This window comes from Streptomyces sp. NPDC041796 (assembly GCF_055590785.1).
The window spans coordinates 34,391-59,320 of record NZ_JBVJAH010000013.1 but is presented as its reverse complement, the minus strand read 5'-3'; the positions used below and the strand labels follow the sequence as shown (position 1 = coordinate 59,320).

Below are 24,930 nucleotides of genomic sequence, written 5' to 3'. Positions count from 1 at the left end.
AGCACTGTTGGGGCGAGGCGTTCCATCGACGCGGACCGGTCCTTCGCCCGGCCGACCCATAGGATCGCCGTCATGGGCGCGGCAGGCGCGGCGCACGTGGTGGTCCGCCGGGAGATCGCGGCGGCGGACGACCCGAGGCCGTGCGGGCCCGACGGACCCAGGTGGACCGGCAGATCCGATGCATCCCCGTGACGCCGCCGAACGCGGGCTCCTGGGCGGTGTGACCGGCCCCCGCCGAACCAGAACCCGTACCGATCGAGGGGAAGTCCAAGAACCATGACAGGTGACACCAGGCACGACGGAGCGTGGCTGCGCCGATTCCACCCGGCGCCGGACGCCGCTGTCCGGCTGGTCTGCTTCCCGCACGCGGGAGGCTCGGCCACCTTCTACTTTCCTGTCTCCCGTGCGCTGTCACGGTCGATCGAGGTGCTGTCGGTCCAGTACCCGGGCCGCCAGGACCGGCGCGGCGAACCGTGTGTCAGTGACATCGGCGAGCTGGCCGACCACGTCGTCGAGGAGCTGCTGTCCCTGGACACCAAGCCGCTGGCCCTGTTCGGTCACAGCATGGGCGCCATGGTGGCGTACGAGGTCGCCAGGCGCCTGGAGAGCAAGGCGATCAAGCCTCTGCGTCTCTTCGCGTCCGGCCGGCGCGCCCCGTCGCGTACGCGGGAGGGGAACGTGCACCTGCGGGACGACAACGGCCTGATCGACGAGCTCCAGAAGCTCAGTGGGACCGACTCCCAGATCCTGGGCGACCCGGACATGCTGCGGATGATCCTCCCGGCCGTCAGGAGCGACTACAAGGCGGTGGAGTCGTACCGCCACGTTCCAGGCCCTCCGCTGGACTGCCCCGTCGTCGCCCTCACCGGCGACGACGACCCCCAGGTGACGCTCGACGAGGCGAAGGCCTGGAGCGAGCACACGGTCGGCGGCTTCGAACTCAAGGTGTACGAGGGCGGTCACTTCTACCTCAACTCCCATGCGGCGGCGGTGATGGAGGCGATCTCCGCCGGCATCGCGGAGCCGTCGCCGACCGGCCCGCCCGCGTCGGACCGGTGACGGACGGCCCGCGGCCGACGACCGACTGCTGGTCGCCGGTGACGCCGGGGAGCTGACCGAGGACTTCGAGTGGGCGCGCACGGGCGAGCGCGCCCTCCACCTGCCCCCTGTCCCAGCCGTGAGGCCTGGTGCGACGCTCGGGTGCGGGGGAGCGAACGGCGCCTCGCCGCGTGCGACCCCGGCCTGGCCAGGGTGCCGGTGTCGACCACTGTCCGCCGGTGCGCCATCCGGCCACTTCCTGTTGCTCGGCCGGCCGGCGCGACCGCCCTGCCCGCCGCACGATCCGCTCGGCCCGCGTCCTGGTGGACCCGCCTCCCGGTAGACCCGCGTCCCTGGTGGACCCGCCTCCTCGCAGGCCCCTGGCAGCACACCCGGCTCCCGCCCGGCCGCCACCCTGGCACCGCCAGAACCCCACGCCTCGCTGCTCCGCCCCGCGAACGGCGACACCTCATTCGCAGCCGGTGGCTTCCCCCCGCACTGCCGCTCCCGGACCGCCGTCCTCGCCCCACCCGGGGTAGCCGTTCGGGGCGCACCGAATGGCTACCCCGGGCGGGATGCCGTCCGGTACTCCGTTATGGCCACTCGAACGATCTACCGCTTACTTCGGTTGCGTGACGAAGATTGAACCGCCCAATTGGATAACGTCGTTAGAGTTGGCAAAAGCAAAGGAAGGTCCCATGAGCCTGCCCGAGCATTGGTGGAGCGCAAGTCGGAGTTATGCCTCGGAAATCCTCTCACTGCTCGCGGACGCGCCGGATCGAGATGTCGTTCATTGGCGTGGCGAAGCCTTCTCCGGTGGTGACCTGGTTCGGTCCGTGACCGAAACATTCCTTGCGCTGCGCAATCGCGGAGTGGGCAAGGGGGATGTGGTGGCGATTCTGGTCGCACCCAACAGCCCCGAGATGCTCACCGTGCGGTACGCGACACATCTGCTCGGCGGCGCCGTGTGCTATTTGCGCACCACTAATCCCGGTACCAGGCAAACGGTCCTCCCGCTGGATCACCAGATCCAGATCTTGCGCGACACCGAAGCCGTGACCATCTATGCCGATGCCGAAGGTGCGGAGCGCGCGGCAGAGCTCGCCGATGGCAGTGGGCTCCCGGTGACACGCATTCAGCATGGGGAGCGCGATGAGGTCGGCCGGGTCGACGTTGCCGATACCCCGGACGCCGTGGCGTGGGATCCGGATGCACTGGCCTTCATCGGCTTCACGAGTGGCAGCACGGGACGGCCCAAGGGCATCCGGTTGGCGGGCCGGGCATGGGAAGCCACCATGCGTGCCTGGATGGGGGTCGGTCGCGAATACGACTGTGCGTCGATCCTGGTGTCGACCCCTCTGAGTCATGGCGTTGCCACGATGGCGGACGCGGTCTTCGCCCTGGGCGGAGCGCTCTATCTCCATGAGAGCTTCGATGCCGAGAAATTTGTGGACACCGTCTCCGCGGAGAAGGAGGTCTCGTGGACGTTCATGGCGACAAATCACGTGTTCCAGGTCATCGACCATCTGCTGGAGCGAGGAATCCGTGACAGGGACGCCGTGGAAGCCGCGGGCCTTTCTTCGCTGAAGCGGATTGTCTACGGTGGCAGCCCCGCGGCACCCGCCAGAATCGCACAGGCTTTTCAGCTTTTCGGCCCCATTCTCGCGCAGGGGTATGCCACGAGTGAGAGCGGCCGGATCACGATCCTGACACCTTCGGAGCACGGGGACCCGGAGCTCGCGGCCACTGTCGGCCGGCCCTTCCCTGAGGTGGAGGTCGTTGTCTGCAACTCGGACACGGGTGCGCAACTGGCGGCCGGGGAAGTGGGTGAGGTTCGTGTCCGTTCGCCTCAGATGATGGACGGCTACAACGGCAACCCGGAATTGACTGCTCAAGTTCTTCGTGACGGCTGGTATTTCACCGGCGATATCGGCTCCCTCGACGAGCGAGGATATCTGACCCTCTTGGGTCGGGTGGCCCACGTCATCAAGGTCGGCGGCGTCAAGGTTCACCCCATAGTTCTCGAGGCGGAAATTCTCTCCCACCCGGGTGTCCGGCACGCCGCCGTCTACGGCGTGCAGGACGAGGACGGAAGCGAGCACATCCACGCCGCAATCGAATGCGATCCGGCCGAGGTCGTCGAAGTGGAAAACATCCGCACAAGAATCGCTGAGACCCTGTCCCCGATTCACGTGCCCGAAAAGATACACATCTTGAGCGCTCTGCCGATGAACAGCAATGGCAAGCCCGACAAGGTGCTCCTCAAATCGCAATACGCATAGCGTAGACATTTCGGTTCGCAGAACCATCAAACCGCTACGTCGAGAAGGCGAATCAATGAACGCTCACCTGGAATCGTACCTGAGTGGGAACACCGCTGAAGATCTTGCCGGCAGCAAGCGCGAGTTCCTGGAGATCGGCCGTCGTTCCGGTAACTACCCCATGGCCACCGCGCGGCGCGACGGGGTGGATTCGGAAGTAAGCGTCTGGTGCAGCAACGACTACCTGGGAATGGGTCAGAACCCCCAGGTCATCGCGGCCATGCAGGCCGCGATCGATACCCACGGTGTAGGCTCCGGAGGTTCCCGGAACATCGGTGGAACCAACCATTATCACGTCCTTCTCGAAAATGAGCTGGCGGATCTGCACGGCAAGGAAGCCGCTCTCCTTTTCACCTCGGGATACACGGCCAACGAGGGATCTCTCTCCGTGCTGGCGGGGCTGCCGAAGGACACCGTCGTATTCTCCGACGCGAAGAACCATGCCTCGATCATCGACGGTCTCCGGCACAGCGGCGCGAAGAAGCACGTCTTCAGGCACAACGACGTCGCCCACCTGGAAGAGCTGATCGCGGCCGCTCCCGCCGACTGCCCGAAGCTCATCGTCGTGGAATCGGTCTATTCCATGTCGGGCAACGTCGCACCGCTCGCCGAGATTGCCGACATTGCGGACAAGTACGGTGCCACCACCTTCATCGACGAGGTCCACGCGGTCGGGATGTACGGCCCGCAGGGCGCCGGCATCGCCGCGCGGGAAGGCATCGCCGACCGGTTCACGGTCGTGATGGGTACCTTGGCGAAGGGCTACGGAACGGTCGGCGGCTACATAGCGGGGCCGGCGGCCCTCGTGGACGCGGTGCGGACCTACTCGCGCTCGTTCGTCTTCACGACCTCGCTGCCGCCGGCGGTCGCGGCCGCTTCGCTGGCGTCGGTTCAGTACCTGCGGTCCTCCGATGTGGAGAGGAAGAGTCTCTCGGAGAACGCGCGGCTTCTGCACAGCCTTCTGACCGCGGCCGACATCCCGTTCCTTTCCACCGACTCCCATATTGTTTCGGCCTTCGTCGGTGATGACGACATGTGCAAGCGGGCGTCCCAGCTGCTGTTCGAGCGGCACGGGATCTACGTCCAGTCCATCAATGCCCCCAGCGTCCCCGCGGGCCAGGAGATCCTTCGGATCGCTCCATCCGCCGTGCACGATCAGAGCGATGTCGAGAACTTCGCCCAGGCCCTGCACGGAATCTGGAAGGATCTGGGCATCCCGACCGCGAGTGCCCGGGGCCGGCTGCCGCAGTGACCATGTCAGTTGCCGGCGTGCTGGCCGACGCGGCGGCGCAGCGACCCGACCACTCCGCCCTGATCCACGAGTCCGAGCATGTCACCTACGGGTGGCTGTGGGACCGGGCACGTCGCTACGCCTCCGTGCTGCAAGCCCACGGGGTACGACCAGGAGACCGGGTCGCTGTGCTCCTGGTCGACACCCCGCAGTTCCCCGTCGTGTACTTCGGCGTGCTGGCGGCCGGAGCCGTCGCGGTCCCCTTGAACGTCATGTCGACCGCGTCGGAGATCGATCACGTACTCACCGATGCGGACGCCCGTTTTCTGGTGTGCGCCGCCTCACTCCTCGCCCGGGCGAGAGAGGCGGCGGAGCCGCTCGGCACGGTGCTCCTCACCGTCGGCCCGGACCCCGCGGGCACCGTGGACCTGGAGAACGAGGCGCGGAACACCGTGCCGATCGACGATGTCGTGGTGCGGGAACCCGACGCTGTCGCGGTCGTGTTCTACACGTCCGGTACGACGGGTGAGCCGAAAGGGGTGATGCTCACCCACCGGAACATCCTGTACAACGTCGAGAGGATGGTCACCACTCCCTACGCGTTTCGGAGTGACGACGTATTACTCGGGTGTTTGCCGCTGTCGCACGGCTTCGGTCAGATTTGCGGCATGCTCACTGGATTCCGCGCCGGTATATCCATCGTCATGATGTCGAAGTTCTCCGGCCGTGAGGCCCTGGCGCTCATGACGAAACACCGATGCACGGTATTCATGGGCGTACCGACCATGTACGTCAAATTGCTCGACGCGGTGGCCCAGGGAGAGCCGGTTCCTCGTCTCGACCGCGTGTACAGCGGGGGATCGGCGCTTCCGGTCAAGACCCTCGAAGACGTCCGAAGCGCATTCGGATGTCCTGTGTACGAGGGCTACGGGATGACCGAGACCTCCTGCAGCGTTGCCTATCACTATCCCGGCCTGACTTTTCGATCCGGAACGGTCGGTGTTCCGATCACCGGCATCACGGTCGGTATAGCCCGGCCGAACGCCGACAGGATCGATCTCCTGCCCGTCGGTGAGGTGGGCGAGATCGTGGTGCGCGGTCCGAACGTCATGGCCGGATATCTCGGCCGCCCGGACCTCACCGCCGAGGTGTTGATCGACGGCTGGTTCCTCACCGGCGATCTCGGCAGGCTGGACGACGACGGCTACCTTTCGGTCGTGGGCCGTAAGAAGGACTTGATTCTTCGTGGCGGCTACAACGTCCATCCGCGCGAAATCGAGGAGGTCCTCCTCGGACATCCTGCGGTGGCACAGGTGGCGGTTATCGGTGTTCCCCACCCTGTGCTCGGTGAGGAGGTGTGGGCGATTGTTGTGCCTGCCCGGCCGGAGGACGTCACCTCTGCATCGGATCAAGAGATCATCGAATGGGGCAAACAGCGGCTCGCCGCATATAAATACCCTCGTCGAGTCGAGTTCATCGACGCTCTCCCGATGGGAACCAGCGGAAAAGTTCTCAAGAGGGCACTCGTCTCGACATACGAGGCGACCGCCGGTTCGTAGCCGCAATCACTCTCGGACCGGCTTTGAATCGTCCAGTCCCCCATGCGGCTGACCGATCGCCACAGAACCATTTCGCGTAACACCCGTAGCACCCGTAGCACGGCTGCGGGTGCTACGCCTCCGCTCAAGCATCGTACGTAACAACAGGTAGGGCAGCCCGACCATGGTTGAATTCCAAGCGGACACGTCGACATCGACCGAGGCGATCGCCATTGTCGGTATGTCCTGCCGACTGCCGCATGCGGAGAACCCCGCTGAGCTGTGGCAGCTGCTGCGTGACGGCCGCAGTGCGATCGGCGCGCCCCCGGCGGGCCGCCCCGAACTGCCCTCTCGGCCCGGGGGATATCTCGAGGACGTCAGCGGCTTCGACGCGGGCTTCTTCGGCATCAGTCCGCGTGAGGCGTCGTCGATGGATCCGCAGCAGCGGCTGATGCTTGAGCTCGCCTGGGAGGCACTGGAGGACGCCAGGGTCCTCCCGTCCGATCTCGCCGACAGCCGGACCGGTGTCTTCGTCGGCGTCATGGCCGACGACTATGCCGCCCTCACGCATCAGCACGGGGCCGACGGCATCACCCGCCACACGCTGACGGGTCTCAACCGCGGCGTCATCGCCAACCGGATCTCCTACACCCTGGGTCTGCACGGACCGAGTGCGGCCGTGGACACCGGCCAGTCCTCCTCCCTGGTCGCTGTACACCTGGCGGTCGAGAGCCTGCGCCGCGGCGAGTCCGCCATGGCCGTCGCCGGCGGTGTCAACCTCAATCTGGTGCCGGACAGCACCATCGGCGCGGAACGCTTCGGGGCACTCTCACCGGACGGCCTCAGCTTCACTTTCGACGCGAGGGCGAACGGCTATGTACGCGGTGAGGGCGGCGCGTTCGTCGTGCTCAAGCCGCTGCACGCCGCCATGGCGGACGGCGACCCGGTCTACTGCGTGCTGCACGGCAGCGCGATGAACAACGACGGGACGACCGAGGGCCTCACCGTACCGAGTCCGGCCGGCCAGCAGGATGTCCTGCGGCAGGCGTACGAGCGGGCCAAGGTGTCCGCGGAGCAGGTGCAGTACGTCGAACTGCACGGCACGGGTACCAAGCTGGGCGATCCGATCGAAGCGTCGGCTCTGGGCGCGGTGCTCGGTGACAGCCGCGCGGACGGGGCTGAGCTGCGGGTCGGATCGGTGAAGACCAACGTCGGACACCTCGAGGGTGCCGCCGGCATCGTCGGCCTGCTGAAAGCGGCGCTCTGCATACGTAACCGCGAGCTCGTGCCGAGCCTGAACTTCGAAACCCCCAACCCGGACATTCCGTTCGACGAGTGGAAGCTCGCCGTACAGCGGAGCGTCGAGCCATGGCCGCGTCCGGACGAGCCGCTCTACGCGGGTGTCAGCTCGTTCGGTGTGGGCGGTACGAACTGCCACGTCGTGCTCTCGGACTGGCGCACCGAGGTGGCCGCGGAGGAGATGCCCGGCGCTGAGTCCGGCTCGGGTGTGGTGCCGTGGGTGGTGTCGGGCAAGTCGGCCGAGGCTGTGGCTGGTCAGGCGGAACGGCTGGTGTCGTTCCTGGAGGGGCGTCCCGAGCTGGACGCCGCGGCCGTGGGTCGTTCGCTCGCGGTGTCGCGTGCTCGTTTCGATCACCGTTCGGTGGTGGTGGGGGAGACTCGCGAGGAGCTTCTGGCGGGGGTTCGGGCGTTGGCCGCGGGTATGCCCGCGGCTGGTGTGGTGTCGGGTCGTGCGGTGCCGGACGGTGCGGGCAAGACGGTGTTCGTGTTCCCGGGTCAGGGTTCGCAGTGGCAGGGCATGGCGTTGGAGCTCTTCGAGTCCTCCCCGGTGTTCGCTGCCCGGCTGGTGGAGTGTGAGCGGGCGCTGGCGCCGTTCACGGACTGGTCGTTGCTGGATGTGCTGGGTGGTGTGGAGGGTGCGCCCGGTTTCGACCGGGTGGATGTGGTGCAGCCCGCGTTGTGGGCGGTGATGGTGTCGTTGGCGGCGTTGTGGCGTTCGGTGGGTATTGAGCCGGATGCGGTGGTCGGTCACTCGCAGGGGGAGATCGCGGCTGCGGTGGTCGCCGGTGCGTTGTCGCTGGAGGACGCGGCGAAGGTCGTGGCGTTGCGCAGCCGGGCGATCGTGAAGCTGGCGGGTACGGGCGGGATGGTGTCGGTGGCCCTGCCGGCCGACGAGGTCCGCGAGCTCATCACCCAGTGGGACGGCGCGATCGACATCGCCGCACACAACGGCCCCGCGAGCACGGTCGTCTCCGGCGACCCGGAGGCCCTGGCCGACCTCGTCGCACAAAGCGAGGTCAAGGGATACCGTGCCCGCACCATTCCGGTCGACTACGCCTCTCACTCCGCCCACGTCGACTCGTTGGAGGACGAGCTCCGGGAGCAGTTGGCCGGCGTCACGCCGCGTACCAATGACATCACGTTCTTCTCCACCGTCACCGGACAGCCGCTGAACGGTGAGGAGCTCGACGGCGGGTACTGGTTCCGCAACCTCCGCCGGACTGTCCGGTTGGAGGACGCCACTCGTGCGCTGCTTGGCGACGGGCACCGCGTCTTCATCGAGGTCAGTGCCCACCCGGTGCTCACCTCGGCCCTCGGTGACACGGCCGAGGAGGCCGGCGTCGGCGGCACTGTCGTGGTCGGATCGCTGCGGCGTGACGACGGTGGCTGGGATCGCTTCCTGACCTCGGTCGCAGAGGCGCACGTCAACGGCGTGGGGGTGGAGTGGGAGCAGTTCCTGCCCGGTTCGGGTGTGGTGGATCTGCCCACGTACGCCTTCCAGCGTCAGCCTTTCTGGCTGGAGGGTTCGGCGACCGGGCCCGTCCAGGTCCGGACCGTCGCGGCAAGGCCGAGCGGGCCGAAGCGGGCCGCGCCGCGAGGCGATGAGCTGGAGCTGGTCCGTGCGCACGTGGCAGCGGTGCTCGGCCACGGAACGGCACGCGACGTGGACGTCGACACGACCTTCAAGGACCTGGGTTTCGACTCCCTCTCGGCCGTCGAGCTCCGGAACGCGCTGAATGTGGCCACCGGGCTTTCGCTGCCCTCCGGCCTCCTTTTCAACTACCCGACCCCGGCCGTACTCGCCGGACACCTCGGTGACCAGCTCCGCGGCCTGGACCAGGGCGAGGACGACGACGCGTACGAGGCCATGGCCCTCGACGAGCCGATCGCGATCGTGGGCATGGCGTGCCGGCTGCCGGGAGGCGTCGCCTCTCCGGAGGACCTGTGGCGTCTGGTCAGCAGCGAGGTCGACGCGGTCGACGGATTCCCGGCCAACCGGGGCTGGGACCTCGGTGCGCTCTTCGCCACCGATCCGGACAGTCCCGGCAAGACCTACGCCACCCAGGGTGGTTTCCTGCACGACGCGGACCGGTTCGATGCCGAGTTCTTCGGCATCAGCCCCCGCGAGGCGGCGGCGATGGAGCCCCAGCAGCGGCTGCTGCTGGAGACGGCCTGGGAGGCCTTCGAGCAGGCGGGCATCGACCCCGCCGCGCTGCGCGGCACCCGCACCGGTGTGTACGTGGGCGCGACGGCACAGGAGTACGGGCCGCGGCTGCACGAGTCGTCCGGCGGATACGACGGCTACCTGCTGACGGGCAACACCGCCAGTGTGGCCTCGGGCCGGCTGGCCTACACCTTCGGGCTGGAGGGCCCGGCGGTGACGGTCGACACCGCCTGCTCGTCCTCGCTCGTCGCGCTCCACCTCGCCGCGCAGTCGCTGCGCCAGGGCGAGTCCTCCGTGGCCATCGCCGGCGGTGTGTCCGTCATGGCCACGCCCGGCATGTTCGTGGAGTTCTCCCGGCAGCGCGGGCTGTCGCCGGACGGGCGGTGCAAGGCGTTCTCCTCGTCGGCGGACGGCACGGGCTGGGCCGAGGGTGTGGGTCTGCTGGTGCTGGAGCGGCTCTCGGACGCGGAGCGCAACGGGCACCGGGTGCTCGCGGTGATCCGTGGTTCCGCCGTGAACCAGGACGGTGCGAGCAACGGTCTGACGGCCCCGAACGGGCCTTCACAGGAGCGGGTCATCCGCGCCGCGCTGGCCAATGCCCGCCTGTCGGCGTCCGAGGTGGACGCGGTGGAGGCGCACGGCACGGGCACCAGGCTCGGCGACCCGATCGAGGCGCAGGCGCTGCTGGCCACCTACGGCCAGGACCGTGAAGAGCCGCTTCGGCTCGGCTCACTGAAGTCGAACATCGGCCACACGCAGGCCGCGGCGGGTGTCGCGGGCGTGATCAAGATGGTCATGGCCATGCGTAACGGGGTGCTCCCGGCAACGCTGCACGTGGACGAGCCGACCTCGCACGTCGACTGGTCGGCCGGCGCGGTGGAGCTGCTGACGCAGGCCCGGAAGTGGCCGGAGCTCGACCGTCCGCGCCGGGCGGGCATCTCGTCCTTCGGCATCAGCGGCACCAACGCACACCTCATCGTCGAGCAGGTCACGAAGAGCGAGGCTCCGGTGGAGGAGCCGCCGGTGTCGGGTCCGGTGCCGTGGGTGGTGTCGGGCAAGTCGGGGGCTGCTCTTGCGGAGCAGGCGGACCGGCTGGTGTCGTTCCTGGAGGAGCGGCCGGAGCTGGACGTCGCGGCTGTGGGCCGCTCGCTGGCCGTATCGCGTGCCCGCTTCGACCACCGTGCGGTGGTCGTGGGGGAGACCCGTGAGGAGCTCCTGGACGCTCTGCGGGCGCTGACCCCGGGCGAGGCCGTCTCGGCGGGTTCGGTGGCGTTCCTGTTCTCCGGGCAGGGCAGCCAGCGTGTGGGCATGGGCCGTGAGTTGTACGCGGCGGAGCCGGTGTTCGCGGCCGCGTTCGACGAGGTCGTCGCGGCTCTTGACGTGCATCTGGACCGCTCGCTCGCCGGGGTGATCGAGGGCGAGCCGGAGCTGCTCCGGCGGACGGTGTTCACTCAGCCGGCGTTGTTCGCGGTCGAGGTGGCCCTGTTCCGTCTGCTGTCCCATTACGGGGTGATCCCGGACTATCTGGTGGGTCATTCGGTCGGTGAGCTTGCGGCGGCCCATGTGGCGGGTGTGCTGTCTCTCGAGGACGCGGCGCGGTTGGTGTGCGCGCGGGCGCGTCTGATGGAGGGTGTTGCCGAGGGTGGGGCGATGGTTGCCCTGAACGCGGGTGAAGCGCGCGTCGCCGGGTGGCTCGAAGGTCGTTCCGGTGTGGACGTGGCCGGGTTCAACAGCCCTGCCGGCACGGTGATCTCGGGTGACGAGGCGGCCGTGCTCGAAGTCCTGGAGCTGGCTCGCGCGGAGGGTGTGAAGGCGACACGGCTGAAGGTGAGCCACGCCTTCCACTCCGCGCACCTGGACGGAATGCTGGCGGAGCTCACCGAGGTCGCCCGGACGCTGACCCACTCGGCTCCCCGGATCCCGGTCGTTTCGAACGTCACCGGCGAGGTCATCGAGGAGTTCACCGCCGAGTACTGGGCCGTCCAGGCCCGTTCGGCGGTCCGATTCGCCGACGGCATCGCCACGCTGGCCGGTCTCGGTGTGACGGCCTTTGTGGAGCTGGGCCCCGACGGGACGCTTGCGGGCCTGACGGGCGAGTGCCTGGCCGGCACCGAGGGCACCGTCGTGGTTCCGGTGCTGCGCAAGGACCGTGCCGAGAAGCGTTCCCTCCTCACCGCCTTGGGCGCCGTGCACGCCCATGGTGTGGATGTGGACTGGGAGGGGTTCCTCCCGGGTTCCGGTCCGGTGGAGCTGCCCACGTACGCCTTCCAGCGGGAGCGTTTCTGGTTGGACGCGCCGCGTTCCGGTGATGCGGCGGGTCTGGGTCTGACGGCTGTGGACCATCCGTTGCTGGCCGCGGTGATCACGGAGCCCGATGGTGACGCGGTGCAGTTCTCGGCTTCGGTGTCGCTGTCCTCGCATCCGTGGCTGGCCGACCACACGATCGGTGGCACGGTCCTGGTTCCGGGGACGGTGTTCCTGGAGCTCGCGGGCACCGCGGCCGAGGAGCTGGGTTACACCACCGTGGAGGAACTCACCCTCCAGGCACCCCTGAGCCTCTCGGAGAAGGCGGGCGCTCAGCTCCGGCTGACCGTCGACCGGGCCGACGCGCGCGGCGATCGTCGGTTCACCGTGTACTCGCGCACCGGCGAAGAGCAGTGGACCGCCCACGCGGCGGGCCTGCTCACGTCCTCCGTCCCCTCACCGGGCGTTCCGCTGGACCAGTGGCCCCCGGCCGACGGCACCCCCATCGCGCTGGACGGCGTCTACGACCGCCTCGACGACTTGGGTTACGGCTACGGTCCGGCCTTCCACGGTCTGCGCGCCGCCTGGCGCGCCGGCGACGACCTCTTCGCCGAGGTCGCCCTGCCCGACCGGCTCCGGACCGAGGCCGCGCGCTTCGGCGTGCACCCCGCCGTCCTCGACGCGGTTCTGCACCCGCTCGTGCTGGAGGCCGCGGCCTCGGCGCAGGACGACAGCACGATCCGTCTGCCGTTCTCGTTGTCGGGCTTCGTGCTGCACGCGGTCGGTGCCACGGTGCTGCGCGTCCGCTGGACCCGTACCGGCCAGGACACGGCCCGTCTCGTTCTCGCCGACGGCGCCGGCGCTCCGGTGGCGGCGATCGAGTCGGTCACCCTGCGGCCGATCGCCCGCGATCAGCTCGCCGTCGGCGGCCCGGCCGTGGAGTCCCTCTACCGGGTGGCCTGGGAGGCCGTCCCGGCGGCCGAGCCGGTCGCCGACCAGCAATGGGTCCGGCTGGGCGAGGGGCCCTACCCCGACCTCGCCGCGCTCGGCGCCGCGATCGACGCCGGATCCGCCGCACCGGAGTTCGTGGTGATCGGCGAGCGGGAGCTCGTCGTCGGCACCAGCGGTGACGTACTCGACCAGACCCACGCCACGGCGGCGCGCGGGCTGGAGGCGGTGCGGGAATGGCTGGCCGCCCCGCAGTTCGCGGAGAGCCGGCTCGTCCTCGTCGTGCCGGACGGCACGCTGCACACGGCCCCGCTCGTGGGCCTGATCCGTACCGCGCAGACCGAGCAGCCCGGCCGACTGGTCCTCGCCCACGTGGACGAGGGTGGTGCCGAGCTGCTGCCCGCGGTGATGGCCTCGGGTGAGCCCGAGGTGGCGGTGCGGGGCGGCGGATTGTTCGTGCCGCGCCTTGCGCGTGCCGCGGGTGTCGTGGCGGGTGCGGTGGAGGGCCTGGATCCGGAGGGCACGGTCCTGGTGACCGGTGCTCTGGGTACGTTGGGCCGACTGGTGGCGCGTCGGCTGGTGACGCACCATGGCGCGCGGCACCTGCTGTTGGTGTCGCGTCGTGGTGGTGGGACTCCGGGTGCCGCCGAGTTCGTGGCGGAGCTGGCGGAGTTGGGCGCGCGGGCCCGGGTGGCGGCCTGCGACGTGTCGGACTTCGACGCGCTGGCCGGTCTGTTGGACGAGGTCGCGGTCGAGCGTCCGCTGACGGCCGTGGTGCATACGGCGGGTGTCCTGGACGATGCGACGGTCGCGTCGCTGTCGGCCGGTCATCTGGAGCGGGTGATGCGTCCCAAGGTGGACGCGGCCTGGAACCTCCACCGCCTCACCGAGTCCCTCGGCCTCGCCTCGTTCGTCATGTTCTCGTCCATCGCGGGTCTCCTGGGCAACGCGGGCCAGGCCAACTACGCGGCGGCGAACACCTTCCTCGACGCCCTCGCACACCACCGCCGCGCCCAGAACCTGCCCGCCACCTCCCTCGCGTGGAGCCTGTGGGACAGCGCCGACGGCATGGCCGGCACCCTCGCCGACGCCGACGTCGCGCGGTGGAAGCGGAACGGAATCGTCGCGCTGACCCCGGAGCTGGGTCTCGATCTGTTCGACGCGGCGCTCGCCTCGGCGGAGCCGCTGCTGGTCCCCGCCGAACTCGACCTGGGCGCCCTGCGCGCCCGGGCCGAGGAGAACGCGCTCCCCGAGCTGTTCACCGGCCTGGTCCGCGTCCGCCGCCGCCAGGCGGCCGGCGCCGCCCGCGGCGCCGACTCGTCGTGGGTCCAGCGGCTGGTCGCGATGGCCGCGGAGGAGCGGGCGCAGGCCGTGCTCCAGACCGTACGGGAGACCGTGGGGCTGGTCCTCGGGCACGGGGCCAACGCCGACATCGACCCGGCCAAGGCATTCACGGACACCGGCTTCGACTCCCTCACGGCCGTCGAACTGCGCAACCGGCTGGGCTCGGTGACCGGGCTGCGACTGCCCACCACCCTCGTGTTCGACCACCCGTCGCCGCAGGCGGTGGCGGACTTCCTGCTGGACCGGCTCGACGCGACCGGAACGCCCGTCGTCCCGTCGGTGGCCGCCCACACCCCGGGACTGGACGAGCCGATCGCCGTCGTCGGTATGGGCTGCCGCTACCCGGGCGGGGTCTCCTCGCCGGAGGACCTGTGGCGGCTCGTGGCGGAGGGCCGGGACGCGATCGACGAGTTCCCGTCCGACCGCGGCTGGGACGTGGAAGGCCTCTTCGACCCGGACCCCGAGAAGATCGGCAAGTCGTACACGCGCAAGGGCGGATTCCTCTACGACGCCGCCGAGTTCGATGCCGAGTTCTTCGGACTGAGTCCGCGTGAGGCGATCGCGACCGACCCGCAGCAGCGGGTGCTGCTGGAGGTCGCGTGGGAGGCGCTGGAGCGTGCGGGAATCGACCCCGCCTCGCTGCGCGGTTCCTCGACCGGTGTCTACGCGGGTGTGATGTACAACGACTACGGGTCGCGGCTGGGAAGTGCCCCGGAGGGCTTCGAGGGGCATTTGCTGACGGGCACGATCGCGAGTGTCCTGTCGGGCCGGGTGGCTTACACGTTCGGTTTCGAGGGGCCGGCGGTGACGCTGGACACGGCGTGTTCCTCGTCGCTGGTGGCGGTGCACCTGGCCGCTCAGGCGCTGCGCCAGGGCGAGTGTTCGATGGCACTCGCGGGCGGTGTCACCGTGATGTCCACGCCGACGACCTTCGTCGAGTTCTCCCGTCAGCGCGGTCTGTCGCCGGACGGGACCTGCAAGTCGTTCGCGGCCTCGGCGGACGGTACGGGCTGGGGCGAGGGCGCGGGCATGCTGGTGCTGGAGCGCCTGTCGGACGCTCAGCGGCTCGGGCACAACATCCTTGGTGTGATCCGTGGCTCCGCGGTCAACCAGGACGGTGCGAGCAACGGCCTCACCGCCCCCAACGGGCCCTCGCAGGAGCGTGTCATCCGCCAGGCCCTCGCCAACGCCCGCCTCGCTCCCCACGAGGTGGACGCGGTCGAGGCACACGGCACCGGTACCCGGCTCGGTGACCCGATCGAGGCGAACGCGCTGCTGGCCACCTACGGCCAGGACCGCGAAGAGCCGCTGCGCCTGGGATCGATCAAGTCGAACATCGGTCACACGCAGGCCGCCGCGGGTGTCGCGGGCATCATCAAGATGCTGATGGCCATGCGTAACGGGGAGCTTCCGGCGACGCTGCACGTGGACGAGCCGACGCCGCACGTCGACTGGTCGACGGGTGCCGTGGAGCTGGTCACCGAGCGTCGGGCGTGGCCGGAGGTGGCGCGTCCGCGTCGCGCGGCCGTCTCCTCGTTCGGTATCAGCGGGACGAACGCGCATGTGGTCCTGGAGCAGGGCCCGGAGCCGGTCGTGGCCGCCGAGCCGGTGGTGGCGGGGCTTCCGCTGGTGGTCTCGGCGAAGAGCGAGGCGGCCCTGGCGGCGCGTGCCGGCCAGGTGCGGGAGCTGCTGGCCTCGGAGACCGTCGACCCGGCGCGGCTGGCTTCGGCCCTCGCGACCCGGGTCCCGCACCTCCCCTTCCGGGCGTCGGTTTCGGGCACCGGCCGGGACGAGCTGTTGGCGGGTCTCGAGGCGCTGGCCTCGGGCGGGTCCGCGGCGAACCTGGTGCAGGGCGCGGTCACGGGCTCGGCCAGGACGGTGTTCGTGTTCCCGGGTCAGGGTTCGCAGTGGCAGGGCATGGCGTTGGAGCTCTTCGAGTCCTCCCCGGTGTTCGCTGCCCGGCTGGTGGAGTGTGAGCGGGCGCTGGCGCCGTTCACGGACTGGTCGTTGCTGGATGTGCTGGGTGGTGTGGAGGGTGCGCCCGGTTTGGACCGGGTGGATGTGGTGCAGCCCGCGTTGTGGGCGGTGATGGTGTCGTTGGCGGCGTTGTGGCGTTCGGTGGGTATTGAGCCGGATGCGGTGGTCGGTCACTCGCAGGGGGAGATCGCGGCTGCGGTGGTCGCCGGTGCGTTGTCGCTGGAGGACGCGGCGAAGGTCGTGGCGTTGCGCAGCCGGGCGATCGTGAAGCTGGCGGGTACGGGCGGGATGGTGTCGGTGGCCCTGCCGGCCGACGAGGTCCGCGAACTCATCACCCGTTGGGACGGCGCGATCGACATCGCCGCACACAACGGCCCGCGTTCCGTGGTGGTCGCCGGAGAGGTGACCGCTCTCGAGGAGATGGTCGCCCACTGCAAGGACAACAAGACGCGCGCCAAGCGCATCCCGGTCGACTACGCCTCCCATTCCGCGCACGTCGAACACCTGCGGGACGAGCTTCTCGACGCCCTGTCCTCGCTCACCCCGCGCGCCGTCGAGGTGCCCTTCCTCTCCACCGTCACCGGGCAGCCGCTGGACGGCACGGAGCTCGACGGTTCGTACTGGTTCCACAACCTCCGCCGGACCGTCCAGCTCGAGGAGGTCACCCGGACCCTGCTCGACCAGGGCCACCGCGTCTTCATCGAGGCCAGCGCCCACCCGGTGCTGACCGTCGCGCTCCAGGAGACGATCGACGACACGTCGTACGACAGCGCCGTCACCGTGCCCTCGCTCCACCGTGACGAGGGCGGACTCGACGACTTCCTCGCCTCCGCGGCGCAGGCCCACGTCTGGGGCGCCCCGCTCGACTGGGCCGCCGTGGCCGGCGGACCCGATGGGGGTCCCCCCGGTCGAGCGAAGTCGAGACTGGGGGAGGTCGTCGACCTGCCGACCTACCCCTTCCAGCGCCGGCGCCACTGGCTGGAGGGCCCGGCGCCGGCCGGTGACGCGGGCGGGCTCGGCATGGCCGCCGAGCGGCACCCGCTCATCGGTGCGGCGCTCCGGATGGCCGACGAGGACAAGCTGGTCCTGAGCGGCAGGATCGCCCTGAACACGCAGCCCTGGCTGGCGGACCACGCCGTGGCCGGCACCGTGCTGCTCCCCGGTACCGCCTTCGTGGACCTCGCCATCCGGGCGGGGGACCACACGGGCCTCGACCAGCTCGACGAACTGACCATCCAGGCGCCGCTGGTCCTGGCCGGCCGCGGCGGAGTACAGCTCCAGGTCGTGGTCGACGCTCCGGACGCGGAGGGCCGGCGCGCCCTGTCGGTCCACTCCCGCCCGGAGCCCGAGTCCGACGACGCCGCGCTCCACCCGTGGACCCTGCACGCCACCGGCGTACTGGGGCACGCGGAGGGACGGGCGGGCGTACCGGCCGACACCGCCTGGCCCCCGGCCGGCGCCGAGCCGGTCGACCTGACGGCGGCGTACGACACGCTCGCCGAGCGGGGCTTCCAGTACGGACCCACCTTCCGGGGCCTGCGGGCGCTGTGGCGCGCCGGCGAGGAGATGTTCGCCGAGGTCGCGCTCCCGAAGGACGTCCCCCTGGACGCGTTCGGGATCCACCCGGCCCTCCTCGACGCCGCCCTGCACCCGCTGGCGCTAGCCGAGGACGGCCGCCTGTCGCTGCCGTTCGCCTGGACCGGCGTTCGGCTGCACGCGGTGAACGCCAGCGTGCTGCGCGTACGGATCACTCCGGAAGGCTCGGGTGCCGCGCTGTCCCTCGCCGACGCGAGCGGTGCGCCGATCGCGTCGGTGAAGACGCTCAGCCTGCGGGCCGTGGACCCCGCGCGGCTGGCCGGCTCGGGCACCCCCCACCGGCCGGTGCTGCAGGTGGAGTGGACGACCGCCCCGGAGGCCGCCCCGGTCGCCGGATGGGCCGTCCTCGACGACCCCGGCAGCGGCCGGAGGCTGCCCGCCCCTCTGGGCAGCTACCCGGACCTCGCCGCCATGGCCGGAACCCCGCCGCTCGTCGTGGTCCCCTTCCCCGGCGAGGACGGCCCCGGCGCCGTGGCACACCGGGCCCTGCGGCTGGCCCAGGAGTGGCTCGCCGAGGAGCGGTTCGCCGACTCGCGCCTGGTCTTCGTGACCCGGGACGCGACCACCGCCCGTACGGAGGCCGGACTCGGCTCGGCTCCCGTCTGGGGGCTGGTGCGTACCGCCATGGCCGAGAACCCCGGCCGGTTCGGCCTGCTCGACCTGACGGACTGGGACCTCTCCGAGGCCGAGCTCGGCCGTGCGCTGGCCGTACCGGACGGGCAGGTGAGCCTGCGGGACGGGGCACTGCTCGTACCGCGGCTGGTCACGTCGCCCGCGACGGGCGACACCGTGCCCGCCCTGAACCCCGAGGGCACCGTGCTCATCACGGGCGCCACCGGCACCCTGGGCCGGCTGTTCGCCCGCCACCTCGTCGCCGAACACGGCGTACGGCACCTGCTGCTGGCGAGCCGACGCGGCCGGGACGCGGCGGGCATGGAGGCGCTGGAGGCCGAACTCACGGCCCACGGAGCCGACGTGTCCGTGGTCGCCTGCGACACGGCCGACCGCGCGGCGGTCGCCGCGATGCTGGACGCGATCCCCTCGGAGCACCCGCTCACCGCGGTCCTGCACACCGCCGGCGTCCTCGACGACGGCACGCTGCACACCCTCACGGCCGAGCAGCTCGACACCGTACTGCGTCCCAAGGTCGATGCCGCCCGGCACCTGCACGAGCTGACGGCCGACCTGGAGCTGGACGCGTTCGTCCTGTTCTCCTCGCTGGCCGGTACGGTCGGCACCGCGGGACAGGCCAACTACGCGGCCGCCAACACCTATCTGGACGCCCTCGCGCACCACCGCCAGGCCCTGGGCCTGCCCGGTACGTCGCTGGCCTGGGGCCTGTGGGCCGAGGGCAGCGGGATGACCGGCCACCTGACCGACGCCGACCTCGCCCGCATGTCCCGGGGCGGCATCGCCCCGATCGGCAGCGAGCAGGGGCTGGCGCTGTTCGACGCGGCCCTCGCGGCCCGTCGGCCGGTGCTCGTCCCGGCGCTGCTGGACTACACCGGACTGCGCGCACAGAGCGAGGACGGCACGCTGCCCGCGCTCTTCCACGGCCTGGTGCGTCCGGCGCGCCGCGCCGCCGTCGGCGAGCAGGCGGGCGGGAACTCCCTCCGGGACCGCCTGGCACCCCTGGCTCTCCAGGACCAGGAGCGCGCGCTGCTGGAACTGGTCCGCGGCGTGGTGGCCTCCGTACTGGGGCACACCGACGCCGACCAGGTCGCGCCCGACCGGGCCTTCAACGAGCTGGGCTTCGACTCGCTCAAGGCAGTGGAACTGCGCAACCGGCTGAACGCGGCCGCGGGTCTGAAGCTGCCCGCGACGCTGGTGTTCGACTACCCGAACGCGGTCGAGCTGGCCGGCTTCCTGCGGACCGAACTGCTCGGCTCGGCCGCCGCGGTGGCCGTGGCCGAACCGGTCGCCGGCGCCTCCGACGAACCGATCGCGATCGTCGCGATGGCGTGCCGCTACCCGGGCGGGGTCAGCTCCCCGGAGGAGCTGTGGGCGCTGCTGTCCGACGAGCGGGACGCCATCGGCCCGTTCCCGACCGACCGCGGCTGGGACCTGGACGGCCTGTACGACACGGACCCCGACCACGTGGGCACCTCGTACACCCGGCACGGCGGATTCCTCTACGAGGCTCCGCAGTTCGATCCCGAGCTCTTCGGGGTGAGCGCACGGGAGGCCGTCGCCATCGACCCGCAGCAGCGCCTGCTGCTGGAGATCTGCTGGGAGGCCTTCGAACGCGCGGGCATCGACCCGACCTCTCTCAAGGGCAGCCAGACCGGGGTGTTCGCCGGTGTCATGGCCAACGACTACGCGGCACGCCTGAAGGACGCCCCCGAGGCCTTGGAGGGCTACCTGTCGGTCGGCAGCACGGTCAGCGTCGCCTCCGGCCGCGTCGCCTACACCTTCGGCCTGCAGGGACCGGCGATCACCGTCGACACCGCCTGCTCCTCCTCGCTCGTCTCCGTCCACCTCGCCGCCCAGGCGCTGCGGAACGGCGAATGCGGGCTGGCCCTGGCCGGCGGTGTGACCGTACTGGCCGCGCCCACCCTGTTCGTGGAGTTCAGCCGGCAGCGCGGCCTGGCACCGGACGGCCGGTGCAAGGCCTTCTCCGCGCGGGCGGACGGGGCGGCGTGGGCCGAAGGCGCCGGAGTCCTCCTGCTGGAGCGGCTCTCCGACGCCCGGCGCAACGGCCGCCGGATCCTCGGTGTGATCCGCGGGACCGCCGTCAACCAGGACGGTGCGAGCAACGGCCTCACCGCCCCCAACGGCCCCTCCCAGGAGCGGGTGATCCGCCAAGCCCTGACCAACGCGGGCCTGACCACCGCGGACGTGGACGCCCTGGAGGCGCACGGCACCGGCACCACGCTGGGTGACCCGATCGAGGCCCGGGCCGTACTCGCCACCTACGGGCAGGAGCGCCCGTCCCCCCTGCTGATGGGCTCCCTGAAGTCCAACATCGGACACTCCCAGGCCGCCGCCGGTGTCGCCGGCGTCATCAAGATGGTCATGGCGATGCGGCACGGGGTGCTCCCCAAGAGCCTTCACATCGACGAGCCCAGCCCGCACGTGGACTGGTCCGCCGGCGAGGTGGAACTGCTCACCGAGGCGGTGCCGTGGCCCGAGTCCCGTCGGCCGCGCCGGGCAGGCGTGTCCTCCTTCGGCATCAGCGGCACCAATGCCCACGTCATCGTGGAGCAGCCGCCGACCGGGGGGACGGTACCGCCGTCCGAGCCGATGCCGGTCGTGCCGCTGCTGCTGTCCGCGCACAACGACGCGGCCCTGCTGGCGCAGGCGGACCAGGTGGGCGCGGCCCTCGCCGGCACCGGGCGGCAGGACCTGGCGGCGACGGGCCGGACCCTGGCCGTCGGACGGGCCGCACTGCCGCACCGCGCAGTGGTGGTGGCCTCCACCGCCACCGAAGCGGTCGACGGATGCGCGGCACTGACCGTGCGGGGTACACCCGTGGACGGCCGTACGGCCTTCCTCTTCACCGGTCAGGGCAGCCAGCGCCTCGGCATGGGCCGGGAGCTGTACACCGCCTACCCCGTCTACGCCCAGGCCCTGGACGCCGTATGCCGAGAGCTCGACCAGTGGCTGGAAACGCCGCTGCTCGACGTCCTCTTCGGTGAGGACCCGGCGCCGCTGGACCGGACCGGCTTCACGCAGGCCGCCCTGTTCGCGACCGAGGTCGCGCTCTTCCGGCTCCTCGAAGACTGGGGCGTACGGCCGGACTTCCTCGCGGGCCACTCCATCGGTGAGCTGGCCGCCGCGCACGTCGCCGGTGTCCTCTCGCGAGCGGACGCGGCGCAGCTCGTCGCGGCCCGCGGCCGGCTGATGCAGGCACTGCCCGGCGGGGGCGCGATGCTCGCCGTGCAGGCCGAGGAGCAGGAGGTGCTGCCGCTGCTCGCCGGACGGGAGCACCTGCTGGGCATCGCCGCCGTCAACGGCCCCACCTCCGTGGTGCTCTCGGGCGACGCGGAAGCCGTCGAGGCCGTCGGCGCCGAACTCTCCGCCCGGGGACGCAAGACCAAGCGACTGCGCGTCAGCCACGCCTTCCACTCCCCGCACATGGACGCGATGCTGGACGAATTCCAGACGGTCGCGAAGGGGCTCACGTTCGCCGCGCCGACCATCCCGATCGTCTCCACCCTGACCGGGCAGCCGGTCGGCGCCGAGGAACTGACCACGCCCGAGTACTGGGTCCGGCACGTCCGCCGGCCCGTGCGCTTCCTGGACGCGGCACGCGCCCTGGAAGCCGAAGGCGTACGGACCTTCCTGGAGCTCGGCCCGGACGGCGTGCTCAGCGCGATGGGGCAGGACTTCCTCGACGCGGGATCGCTCATGGTCCCGGTGCTGCGCGGCGGGCGCCCCGAGCCGCACACCGCCGTCACCGCCGTGGCCCACGCCCATGTACGGGGCGTGCCGGTGGACTGGCGCGCACTGTTCGGCGAGGACGCCGGACCGGCCGCGGACCTGCCGACCTACCCCTTCCAGCGCCGGCGCTACTGGCTCACGGAGGGGCCCGGCGGCGGCGACGTCACCTCAGCGGGACTCGACTCCGCACGGCACCCGCTGCTGGGGGCCGCGGTTCCGCTCGCCGACTCCGACGGCGTCCTGTTCACCGGCCGGATCTCGGCCCGCAGCCACCCCTGGTTCGCCGACCATGCCGTCGCCGGGACCCTGCTGGTCCCGGGCACGGCCCTGGTGGAGCTCGTGCTCCACGCGGGCGCCGCACTCGGCTGCGAGCGGCTGGAGGAACTCGCCCTCCAGGCACCCCTGGTCCTTCCCGACGAGGGCGCGCTCCAGCTCCAGATCACCGTCGGCGGCCCCGACGGAGAAGGCCGCAGGCCTGTCGCCGTCCACTCGCGCGGGGACCAGGAAGGCGACGTCTGGAACCGGCACGCCACCGGAACCGTGGTGGCCGCCGTTCCCGGCGGCCCCGAACCCGACCTCGCGTCCTGGCCTCCGGCCGGCGCCGAAATCCTGCCGGTCGAGGACCTGTACGACCGCCTCGCCGACCAGGGCTACGGCTACGGCCCCGCCTTCCAGGGCCTGCAGGCGGCATGGCGTTCGGGCGGGGACCTCTACGCCGAGGTACGGCTGTCCGTCGACCCCGAGGGATTCGCCCTGCACCCGGCACTGTTCGACGCCGCGCTGCACGCACTGCTCCTGGAGGAGTCGGCCGAACTGCGGCTGCCCTTCTCCTTCGGCGGCGTCCAGCTGACCGGGTCCCGGGCCGGCACCCTGCGGGTCAAGCTGTCGGCCGGCCCGGACGGAACGGTCGCGGTCGGCATCGCCGACGAGACGGGCTCGCCGGTCGCCACCGTCGCCTCGCTCGCCCTTCGGGCCCTGCCGGCGGGGACCGCGCCGACCCGCCCCTCCGACCAGCACGTGTACGCGGTGGAGCGGGCCGCTGTGGAACTCCCCACCGGTGGCGACAAGACCGTCGTGGTCCTCGGCGAGGCCGACCTCGGGCTCGCCGCCGAGCACCACGCCGACCTGGCCGACCTGGCCGCCTCGACGGCGGACGGCGCGGCCGCACCCGACGTGGTCGTCCTTCCGGTACGCCAGGCCACCGCGCAGGAGACCGGCCGGGTCACGGAGGAGGTGCTGGCGGTACTGCGGCAGTGGCTCGCCATGGACACGTCGGCCGGAGCGCGGCTCGCCGTGGTCAGCACCGGGGAACTGGCGCACAGCGCACTGACCGGGCTGATGCGGACCGCCGATTCGGAGCACCCGGGACTCTTCCAGCACGTGATCACCGATGGCCTCCCGGCCGGCCGCGAGCTGCTCGCCGCGGCCCTGGCCGATCCCCGACCGCAGCTCGAACTGCGCCAGGGACAGGCGTATGTGACGCGGCTCGCCAAGGTCCCGTACCCGGTCCGGACCCCGGACGCCGACGACGCGTTCGACCCGGAGCGCACGGTGCTGATCACCGGTGGCACGGGCGCACTCGGAGCCCAGGTCGCCCGGCACCTGGTGACCGGCCGCGGCGCCCGTCGCCTGCTGCTCACCAGCCGGCGGGGCGGGGCGGAGGACCTGGTCGCGGAACTGACGGCGCTCGGCGCGGACGTACGGGTCGCGGCGTGCGACGCGGCCGACCGCGACGCGCTGGCCGGGCTGCTCGCCTCGATCCCGGACGAGCACCCGCTCACCGCGGTCGTGCACGCGGCCGGCGTCGTCGAGGACGCCACGCTGGAGGCCATGAGCCCGGAGAGCCTCTCCCGGGTCCTGCGGCCGAAGGTGGAAGCCGCCTGGAACCTGCACGAGCTGACCGCCGGACTGGAGCTGACGGACTTCGTCCTCTTCTCCTCCGTCGCCGGCCTGGTGGGCAACGCCGGACAGGCCAACTACGCCGCCGGCAACACTTTCCTGGACGCGCTCGCCGAACACCGGCGCGCCGAGGGCCTGCCGGCCGTGTCCCTCGCCTGGGGCATGTGGCAGGACGGGATGGCGAGCGACCTCGACCATGCCGACCGGGCCAGGCTCGCACGCAACGGGATCCTGCCGATGCCGGCCGACCGGGCACTCGCCGCCCTCGACACGGCCCTGGCCGGAGCGAAGGCGCCGCAAGCCGACGGCGAGGCGGGGATCCGACCGGTGCTCGCGCCGGTGGCACTCGACCTCGCGGCGCTGCGGGGGCTCGGGGAGGCACTGCCCGAGCTGTACCGGGGCCTGGTGCGCACCGAGCGCCGGGCCGGCCGGCGTACCTCCGCTCCGGCGGAGATCCCGCTGGCGCAGCGGCTCACGGGCCTGGACGCGGAAGAGCAGCAGCAGCTGCTGCTCGACGTCGTCAGGGAACAGGTCGGCATCGTCCTGGCCCACCCGGCCCCGCGGACGATCGACGTCCAGCGCGGGTTGCTGGACCTGGGCTTCGACTCCCTGACCGCGGTCGAACTGCGCAACAGGCTGAACACCGTCACCGAACTGCGGTTGCCCAGCACGCTCGTCTTCGACCACCCGACCACCCGAGCCGTCGCCGAGTACCTGTGGGGCGAGCTGGTCGGCGAGGTGGCGGACCCGGTCCAGGCGGCCCTGGACGCACTTGAGGCGGCTCTCGCGGCCGCCGGCCCGTCGGACGGCGACGGACCGGCCGGAACGTACGCCGCGCGACTGCGCGGCCTGCTGCGGACGGTGGACGGCGGCCCCGACGGCGCCGACCTCGACCTGGCAACCGACGACGAACTCTTCGCGGCACTTGACAACGAACTCGGCAGGTAG

At 71.0% G+C, this 24,930-nt stretch carries 6 protein-coding genes; all 6 read left to right on the top strand.

From position 1 onward, the window contains the following. The first annotated feature begins 72 nt into the window (after window positions 1-72). The 6 genes from ACZ6C1_RS25590 to ACZ6C1_RS25565 all read left to right on the top strand — a co-directional run bounded on the left by ACZ6C1_RS25590 (window position 73) and on the right by ACZ6C1_RS25565 (window position 24,930). On the top strand, window positions 73-192 hold the full coding sequence (locus tag ACZ6C1_RS25590) for a hypothetical protein (protein ID WP_469243558.1): 120 nt from the start codon (window positions 73-75) through the stop codon (window positions 190-192). Window positions 193-276: 84 nt separating this feature from the next. Beyond that, complete coding sequence (locus ACZ6C1_RS25585) at window positions 277-1,059, top strand: thioesterase II family protein (RefSeq protein WP_469243556.1); 783 nt, start codon at window positions 277-279, stop codon at window positions 1,057-1,059. 677 nt (window positions 1,060-1,736) lie between these two features. Further along, on the top strand, window positions 1,737-3,320 hold the full coding sequence (locus ACZ6C1_RS25580) for a class I adenylate-forming enzyme family protein (protein ID WP_469243554.1): 1,584 nt from the start codon (window positions 1,737-1,739) through the stop codon (window positions 3,318-3,320). A 55-nt stretch (window positions 3,321-3,375) separates the two neighbouring features. After that, the gene (hemA, locus tag ACZ6C1_RS25575; protein ID WP_469243552.1) at window positions 3,376-4,611 is read left to right on the top strand and encodes a 5-aminolevulinate synthase; all 1,236 of its coding nucleotides are present in this window, start codon (window positions 3,376-3,378) and stop codon (window positions 4,609-4,611) included. Between the two features lie 2 nt (window positions 4,612-4,613). Then, window positions 4,614-6,149, top strand: coding sequence for a long-chain-fatty-acid--CoA ligase (locus ACZ6C1_RS25570; protein WP_469243833.1), 1,536 nt, complete (start codon window positions 4,614-4,616; stop codon window positions 6,147-6,149). A 163-nt stretch (window positions 6,150-6,312) separates the two neighbouring features. Continuing rightward, window positions 6,313-24,930 carry an SDR family NAD(P)-dependent oxidoreductase gene (locus ACZ6C1_RS25565; RefSeq protein WP_469243550.1) on the top strand — a complete coding sequence of 6,206 codons (18,618 nt, stop codon included), beginning with the start codon at window positions 6,313-6,315 and terminating at the stop codon, window positions 24,928-24,930.

Bases quoted from the DNA above. Each gene is read 5' to 3' on its own strand.
- ACZ6C1_RS25590 (WP_469243558.1), top strand. From the start codon at position 73: ATGGGCGCGGCAGGCGCGGCGCACGTGGTGGTCCGCCGGGAGATCGCG.
- ACZ6C1_RS25585 (WP_469243556.1), top strand. From the start codon at position 277: ATGACAGGTGACACCAGGCACGACGGAGCGTGGCTGCGCCGATTCCAC.
- ACZ6C1_RS25580 (WP_469243554.1), top strand. From the start codon at position 1,737: ATGAGCCTGCCCGAGCATTGGTGGAGCGCAAGTCGGAGTTATGCCTCG.
- hemA (WP_469243552.1), top strand. From the start codon at position 3,376: ATGAACGCTCACCTGGAATCGTACCTGAGTGGGAACACCGCTGAAGAT.
- ACZ6C1_RS25570 (WP_469243833.1), top strand. From the start codon at position 4,614: ATGTCAGTTGCCGGCGTGCTGGCCGACGCGGCGGCGCAGCGACCCGAC.
- ACZ6C1_RS25565 (WP_469243550.1), top strand. From the start codon at position 6,313: ATGGTTGAATTCCAAGCGGACACGTCGACATCGACCGAGGCGATCGCC.